This is a genomic window from Levilactobacillus mulengensis, assembly GCF_003946045.1.
In the GTDB taxonomy this organism is placed as follows: Bacteria; Bacillota; Bacilli; order Lactobacillales; family Lactobacillaceae; genus Levilactobacillus; species Levilactobacillus mulengensis.
This window is the reverse complement of sequence record NZ_RHNW01000005.1, coordinates 183,403-189,775: the sequence shown is the minus strand read 5'-3', so window position 1 is coordinate 189,775 and position 6,373 is coordinate 183,403. Positions and strand designations below refer to the sequence as shown.

At 54.7% G+C, this 6,373-nt stretch carries 5 protein-coding genes; 3 read left to right on the top strand and 2 right to left on the bottom strand.

The genetic code is table 11. The annotated features are described in order from the left end of the window. The first annotated feature begins 747 nt into the window (after window positions 1-747). Complete coding sequence (yaaA, locus tag EKM84_RS06950; protein ID WP_125765052.1) at window positions 748-1,494, top strand: peroxide stress protein YaaA; 747 nt, start codon at window positions 748-750, stop codon at window positions 1,492-1,494. Between the two features lie 58 nt (window positions 1,495-1,552). Here the strand turns inward: yaaA and EKM84_RS14185 are convergent, their stop codons facing one another. Further along, window positions 1,553-1,711, bottom strand: a complete 159-nt coding sequence (locus tag EKM84_RS14185; RefSeq protein ID WP_164511347.1) for a hypothetical protein — start codon at window positions 1,709-1,711, stop codon at window positions 1,553-1,555. A 108-nt stretch (window positions 1,712-1,819) separates the two neighbouring features. Then, window positions 1,820-2,401 carry a TetR/AcrR family transcriptional regulator gene (locus EKM84_RS06945; protein ID WP_125765051.1) on the bottom strand — a complete coding sequence of 194 codons (582 nt, stop codon included), beginning with the start codon at window positions 2,399-2,401 and terminating at the stop codon, window positions 1,820-1,822. A gap of 158 nt (window positions 2,402-2,559) precedes the next feature. Here EKM84_RS06945 and EKM84_RS06940 point away from each other — a divergent pair, with 158 nt between their 5' ends. Both EKM84_RS06940 and EKM84_RS06935 read left to right on the top strand, forming a co-directional pair. Continuing rightward, the gene (locus EKM84_RS06940; protein WP_125765050.1) at window positions 2,560-5,325 is read left to right on the top strand and encodes a YhgE/Pip domain-containing protein; all 2,766 of its coding nucleotides are present in this window, start codon (window positions 2,560-2,562) and stop codon (window positions 5,323-5,325) included. Window positions 5,326-5,558: 233 nt separating this feature from the next. Further along, window positions 5,559-6,356, top strand: coding sequence for a M23 family metallopeptidase (locus tag EKM84_RS06935; RefSeq protein ID WP_125765049.1), 798 nt, complete (start codon window positions 5,559-5,561; stop codon window positions 6,354-6,356). Window positions 6,357-6,373: the final 17 nt, after the last annotated feature.

Below are 6,373 nucleotides of genomic sequence, written 5' to 3'. Positions count from 1 at the left end.
TAATCCATGTCTATTTTTGTACAGTAAAGGCCCGGCATGCCGGGCCTTTACTGTACAATTTAACTTTCAACCTTTAGAATATAACAAGTCCAAGATTTAGCCAAAACGCCCACGTTTTATAAAAGTTTTTATTAAAAGTCAATTTCATTTCTTCATCTCCTTCAAGTGTTAAATCTGTAATCTACAATTTGATTATAATATTATTTGTAATAGCGTATGTTCAATTAGCAACTTAAAAGTTAAGTCAATATGAAATCTGAAAACATTTAACTCAATTAACGCTAACGAAAAATGAGCAAATGTGGACTGCTTTTTTTGAAATTAAATCTAAAATCAAGGCGCAAGCGCCTAGGGTCAGACATGCTCCATGAAAGGATAATGTTTGCACTTACTAAGGCAACACGTCCCAATCAACGGGCTATAAAACAGTTAAATTCATGACTCAAATTGACCGACAACGCGGCAATCAAGACCACGTGTGATAACCAAAATAACGACAACATCGCCCTATTCTCAGCGATTTTTCTAAGCTATTACAAACACGGATACCGATACGCTACTCGCCCGTTACAACGAACAGGATGAACGCTTCTGCACCGACCACTTCACCAGCAATGAAAAATTAGTCCAAGACTTTATCGCTCACGCAAAGCGTAATGCTGAATATGACGTCAGATAGGTGATTCACTGCGGTATACTTAATCGTAAACAAGCAACGGTTCTCGCCGTTTTGAAAGAAGGTTCCCTATGAAAATCATCATCGCGCCCGCCAAGAAGATGGTCGTCGACCCCGATACCTTTGGGATTGACGCACTCCCCCAGTACCTGGCGCAAACCCAAGAGATTTTAAACCAGCTCCGACGACTCGACTACCCCGCAGCCAAGGCCTTGTGGCACTGTAGCGACAAGCTAGCGCGTCCCAACTTTCAGTGGCTCCAGGAACTCGACCTAAAACGCCAGTTGACGCCCGCCCTCTTGGCTTTCTCGGGGATTCAATACCAATATATGGCCCCCGACCTCTTCACCGCACCGGCATTGGCCTACGTCCGCGATAACCTGCGCATCCTCTCAGGTTTCTACGGCATTCTACGCCCATTTGACGGCGTCGTGCCCTACCGGTTGGAAATGCAATCGAAGCTCCCAGTTGCGGGTGCCCATAACCTGTACGATTTCTGGGGCGACCGCCTGTACCGTACGCTGGTCACTGGCCCAGAGCCCATCATCAACCTGGCCTCACAGGAATACGTTAAGACCATCACGCCCTACCTCCAACACCCCAAGCAGCTAATCACCGTAGTCTTTGGCAGCTTGGTCAACGACAAATTGGTAACCAAGGCGACCCTCGCCAAGATGGCCCGTGGCGAAATGGTCCGGTACCTGGCGGAACACAATGCCCAGACCGCGGCCGACGTCACCGCCTTTGACCATCCCGACTGGACCTTTGCGCCAGGCCGGTCGACCGCAACATCCTTAGTTTTCATCTATCAAAAATAAAAAACTAGAGGCCGTGGACAATTTGCCCACGGCCTCTTTCATTTGCCAAAATATTGGTTCAACGACTACCCACTAAGTACCCCTTAACGCTTTCACTGATGATCTGGGCCACCTGTTCCCGCGCTAAATAAATCCCAACGATGCCTAAGATAACAACGCCAACAGCTAATCCGAAGTGCCAAGCCCTTGCGTGGGCCGTCATAAACTTGGAAGTCATGCGCTCATCCCCTAATCATGATTGCTGCCAGTATACTGCGGTGAGCGCCGACCGGCTGGTGACAGAGCTGCGATCGTAAAGTGGTTTTCCCAAGCCTGACCATGCCGCCTACTTGCCCCCGGTCAACGCCAAGAACCCCTGCATCCCCTGTAGGTTCAGCGTTACCATTCGCTGACGGAACTCCGCCTTCGAGATGCCCAATTGTTTGGTGATGTACAGCCGAAAGAGGGTCAACGTGCTGTCAATCAGGAAATTCACGCCTAATTTGGCATCGGTCGCACTCAACTGATAATCCTGTTGGAAATTAGCCGCCAAGCCCGCCGCCACTCGGTGTTTGACCCGCCGTGACAGGAAACTGTAGTCGTCCGACGTCAGGATGAACGTATAAAATGTCGGCGCCTCATCAAAGTAGGCACTCAGCCGATCGAACCAAACGCCCGGGTGCCGTAGCGAACCATGCTTGGTGGGCTCCTGCAAGAGAAGTCCCAACAGCTGGTCGGCAATTTCCGCGGTAAAACTATCCGCTAAATCATCAATCGAGTCAAAGTGTAGGTAAAAAGTTTTGCGATTAATATTGGCCTCCGCCGTTAACTGTTGGACCGTAATTTCCCGAAACCGATACTGCTGGGCCAGCTTTCTGAAGGCCGCTCGCAGCGCTTGGTTAGTTCTCACAACTCGCCTATCCGTCATCGAATCCCTCCCGTTAGACCCCAGTTGTGGCGAAAGTGCGGCTTAATCCACAGAGTGAACGCATCTGTTGTGGACGACTCCCGGCCGACTCGGTATCCTTTAGCCACATGTGAGGCATATCCTTGCCCACAGGATACCACAGATTGGGGGCGTCGCCGATGATTCACGCAGAATGGCGATATTTATTTAAGCATAAATTACTATTGGTGGTGTTGGTGGTCATCATGTTGATTCCGTCTATCTACGCCGTCACCTTTTTGAAATCGATGTGGGACCCGTATGGCAAGCTTGCCGACCTCCCCGTGGCCGTGGTCAATCAGGACCAACCGGTCAGCTATCAGGGGAGGCGCTTAACGGCGGGCCACGACCTGACTCAGAATCTGAAAGACTCTGACGCCATGAAATTCACGCCAGTCGCCAGTGAAGCCAGCGCGCAACACGGCCTAACCACCGGAAAGTACTACATGATTGTGACGATTCCCGATAATTTTTCCCACAACGCGACCACGTTAATGGCCAAGACACCCCACCAGATGGTGCTCCACTACCAAACCAGTGCCGGCCACAATTTTACGGCTTCCAAGATGACGGCTTCGGCTGCCCAGGCCGCCGCCCAGGCCGTGGGTGCCCAGGTGACGCGGACCTACGCCAAAACGCTATTTACCGACATCCAACGCCTGGGTCGCGGCCTGACCACCGCGGGCACAGGTAGCCGCAAGCTCGCGACGGGCAGTCAAAAGTTAACCGCCGCCGATCGGCAAATTGCCCAGGGGCTGAACACCCTCGCCGCCAGTTCCGTCAAGCTAACCAACGGCGAGCACACCCTGACCAGCAAACTCAGTCAGTATGTCACGGGCGTCAAGCGGGCCCAGACTGGCAGCCAACAGCTGACGACTGGCCTCGACCAGCTGCTAAGTCAATCCCATCGCCTGATCACTGCCAGCCAACAACTTGCCAGGGGTAGTCACCAACTCAGTAGCGGTGTAACTGCCTACACGGCGGGCGCGACTCACCTCAATGCCGCGGCAGAGCAACTCGCTAGTGGCAGCCACAGCGTTCAGGCCGGTACCCGCCGATACGTAAACGGCGTCACAACCGTTAATACGGGTGCCCAAGACCTCAGCCATCACCTAACGACGTTGAGCGGCAGCATCCAGCAACTCAGTAGTAGCGTCGGCCAACTGGCAAATGGTAGCCAGGCCCTCGGCCCTAATTTTGCCAAACTGACCACGGGGAGTGCCGCGCTGACCAGCGGCCTCAAGCAGATTCAAGCCGGCCTCAGTAGCTCGCAAAGCCAGCAGGTCGCGTTAAAAACCGCCGTGAGCAAATTAGCCAGCAGTGCTCAGAGCACCACCGCTGTTAAAGCCGATGCGACCGCACTCCAGGCGGCACTCACCACCCTTGCCAGCGCCGATGACCACACGGCCCTGCAACACAAGGTGGCCGCGGCGGCCGACGCACAACATTTAACCGCCACCCAGAAGGCTGCCATGGTCAAAGCCGTCAGCGACACCGGCAACAATACTGCGCTCACCGCTGCCCAAACTGCTGCCGAGCAACTCGGCACCGACCTCGACAGTCTCGATGCCCAGGCCAGCACCCTCGGTGACCTGCAAGCTGGCTTGACTGCGGCCGCCAGCGCACAATCTAAACTCAACGATGGCCTCACCACTTTGACGACCAACGCCCAAACATTGGCTAGTGGTCTGCAACAGGCAAATCAAGTCCTGACGACACTCAATACGGGCCTGCAAACGCTACATGCTAACACACCGACGCTGGCCAGTAGCGTCAATCAGCTGGCCACCGGTGCCGCACAACTGGCCAGTGGCACGGCGCAACTCGCGACACAAGGGGGACAACTGACCAGCGGCACGCATCAACTCGCCACGGGGAGCACCCAACTGGCCACCGGGACCCACCAGCTAACCGCCAAGAACGCTAGCCTGACCACGGGGGCTGCGACTCTCGCCGGTGGTCTTGCCGGCCTGAACGGCCAGACGCCGCAACTCACCCAGGGCGTCACCCAACTCGCCGATGGGGCCACGACCCTGACGAGCGGCCTCACCACCCTGGCAACCAGTGGTCCCCAACTGACCACCGCCCTGCAAACCGCCACCGCGGGCACGGCCCAGGTCACGACCGGCGCTGATAAATTGGCCACGGGGGCTACTCAGGCAACTAGCGGCGCAGCGACGGTTCAGACCGGCACCACCAAGCTGGCGACCTCGCTGAATCAGGCTGGTCAGCAGGCTTCGGTGCACCCGTCTCAGTTGACCTACCGCCAATTTGCCCAGCCAACGACGACCACGCACACCGATCACGATGATGCACCGGACAACGGCACCGGCATGGCCCCCTACATGATGTCCGTTTCCCTCTTCGTAGGCGCGCTGGCGTTTAACTTGATGTTTGATATGTACACGCCCCGCAAATACCCGCGGAGTGGCTGGCGTTGGTGGCTGGGGAAGGCCTCCATCATGAGTGCCTTCGTGCTCGGCGAAGCGCTCTTCATGACCGGCCTGCTCGCAATCATTGACGGCCTGAATCCGATTCATCCGTGGGCAACCCTGCTGATGCTTTTGATCACCGGGGCGGCCTTCATGGGCATCGTCTACTGGCTAAATCTGACCCTCGGCAAGCCTGGTGCCTTCTTCAGCATGGTGCTCCTGGTGCTGCAGCTCGGTGGGTCGGCCGGCACCTACCCGCTCCAGATGACCAACGGCTTCTTCCAGGCCATTCACCCGTACCTGCCGATGAGCTACTCGGTCGCGGGCCTACGAGAAACGCTGATGATTGGCAACTCAGCGCTTCCTAATATGTTGGTCTTACTGGTCATTGCCTTAGCCTTTTCGGCGATGGGTATTCTGTTCTACGCACGGCGACACGGACGACTCAACGAGATGGATATTTCTGAAATTTAGCAAAAAGGATCAATCGGAGTCAAGTTCTCCAGTTGATCCTTTTATTTTGACTATTTTTAGCCCCACACTAACTATTCACACGTTCTAAAGAAGCCCAATTAACCAGCCTTTGACCGCCTAACTTCAAGTTTTGTGGCCCCACGCCAATCAAAATCTTCACAATTTCTTAATGCAGAAACCGCAAAACACTGGTACAATTTTTTTATTACGGAAAAAAGGTGGTCCCCAAAACAATGTCGTCTCTGAATCAAAAATATAATCATTTACGTTCATTAAAAAATCGCTATCAACGTCACTTACTCGTAGGGGCCATTCCGCTCCTGCTACTGTTAGGCGTCCTCTTGACCCTGCCCCTCTTCGCTGACCGCACGGCGGAAGCGGAAACCCTAACGATTGCTAATACGCCAACTGAGCGGGCAACCAGTCAACCGAAGCGGGTCGCGTATTTCCCAGCAAAGGCGACTGCGGCTGGTGAAAAGCCAACCCATAAGTTAGCCCTCACGACCGCAACCACGGCGGCAGCCAGCACAACCCCTAAAACCGCAGCCACTCAACCAGCCAAGGAAGCGGCTGAGTGGGGCTGGCCCTACACGGGTGGTCAACACGTCACCTCAACCTTTGGTGACCGCGACCTGGCGGACTCCCCGTGGCATGACGGCGTAGACTTCAACGCAGGCGTTGGCAGTAAAATTCGCGCCGTCCACGCTGGTGAAGTCATCTTCGTGGGTAACCCCACGAAGCGCGGCGTGACCGACGCCTATCCTTTAGGACTGGGCAAGGACGTCGTGGTCACCGAGTCCGCAAACGGGGATCAGGTTATCTACCAAGAATTTGCGATGGATCACCCGACCCATACCGTGCACGTCGGCGATACGGTCAAGGTCGGTCAGGTCATTGCGACTCAGGCGACCGGTCATCTACACCTGGGCGTCACCAACCACAAGAGCTGGGTCAGTGCCCAAAATGACTGGCAGAATCCCCACGCACATTCGTGGAAAAACCCCTTAAAACTGATTAAAGCAGCGGCCTAATTGGCCTAAAAAAGCAG

Bases quoted from the DNA above. Each gene is read 5' to 3' on its own strand.
- yaaA (WP_125765052.1), top strand. From the start codon at position 748: ATGAAAATCATCATCGCGCCCGCCAAGAAGATGGTCGTCGACCCCGAT.
- EKM84_RS14185 (WP_164511347.1), bottom strand. From the start codon at position 1,711: ATGACTTCCAAGTTTATGACGGCCCACGCAAGGGCTTGGCACTTCGGA.
- EKM84_RS06945 (WP_125765051.1), bottom strand. From the start codon at position 2,401: ATGACGGATAGGCGAGTTGTGAGAACTAACCAAGCGCTGCGAGCGGCC.
- EKM84_RS06940 (WP_125765050.1), top strand. From the start codon at position 2,560: ATGATTCACGCAGAATGGCGATATTTATTTAAGCATAAATTACTATTG.
- EKM84_RS06935 (WP_125765049.1), top strand. From the start codon at position 5,559: ATGTCGTCTCTGAATCAAAAATATAATCATTTACGTTCATTAAAAAAT.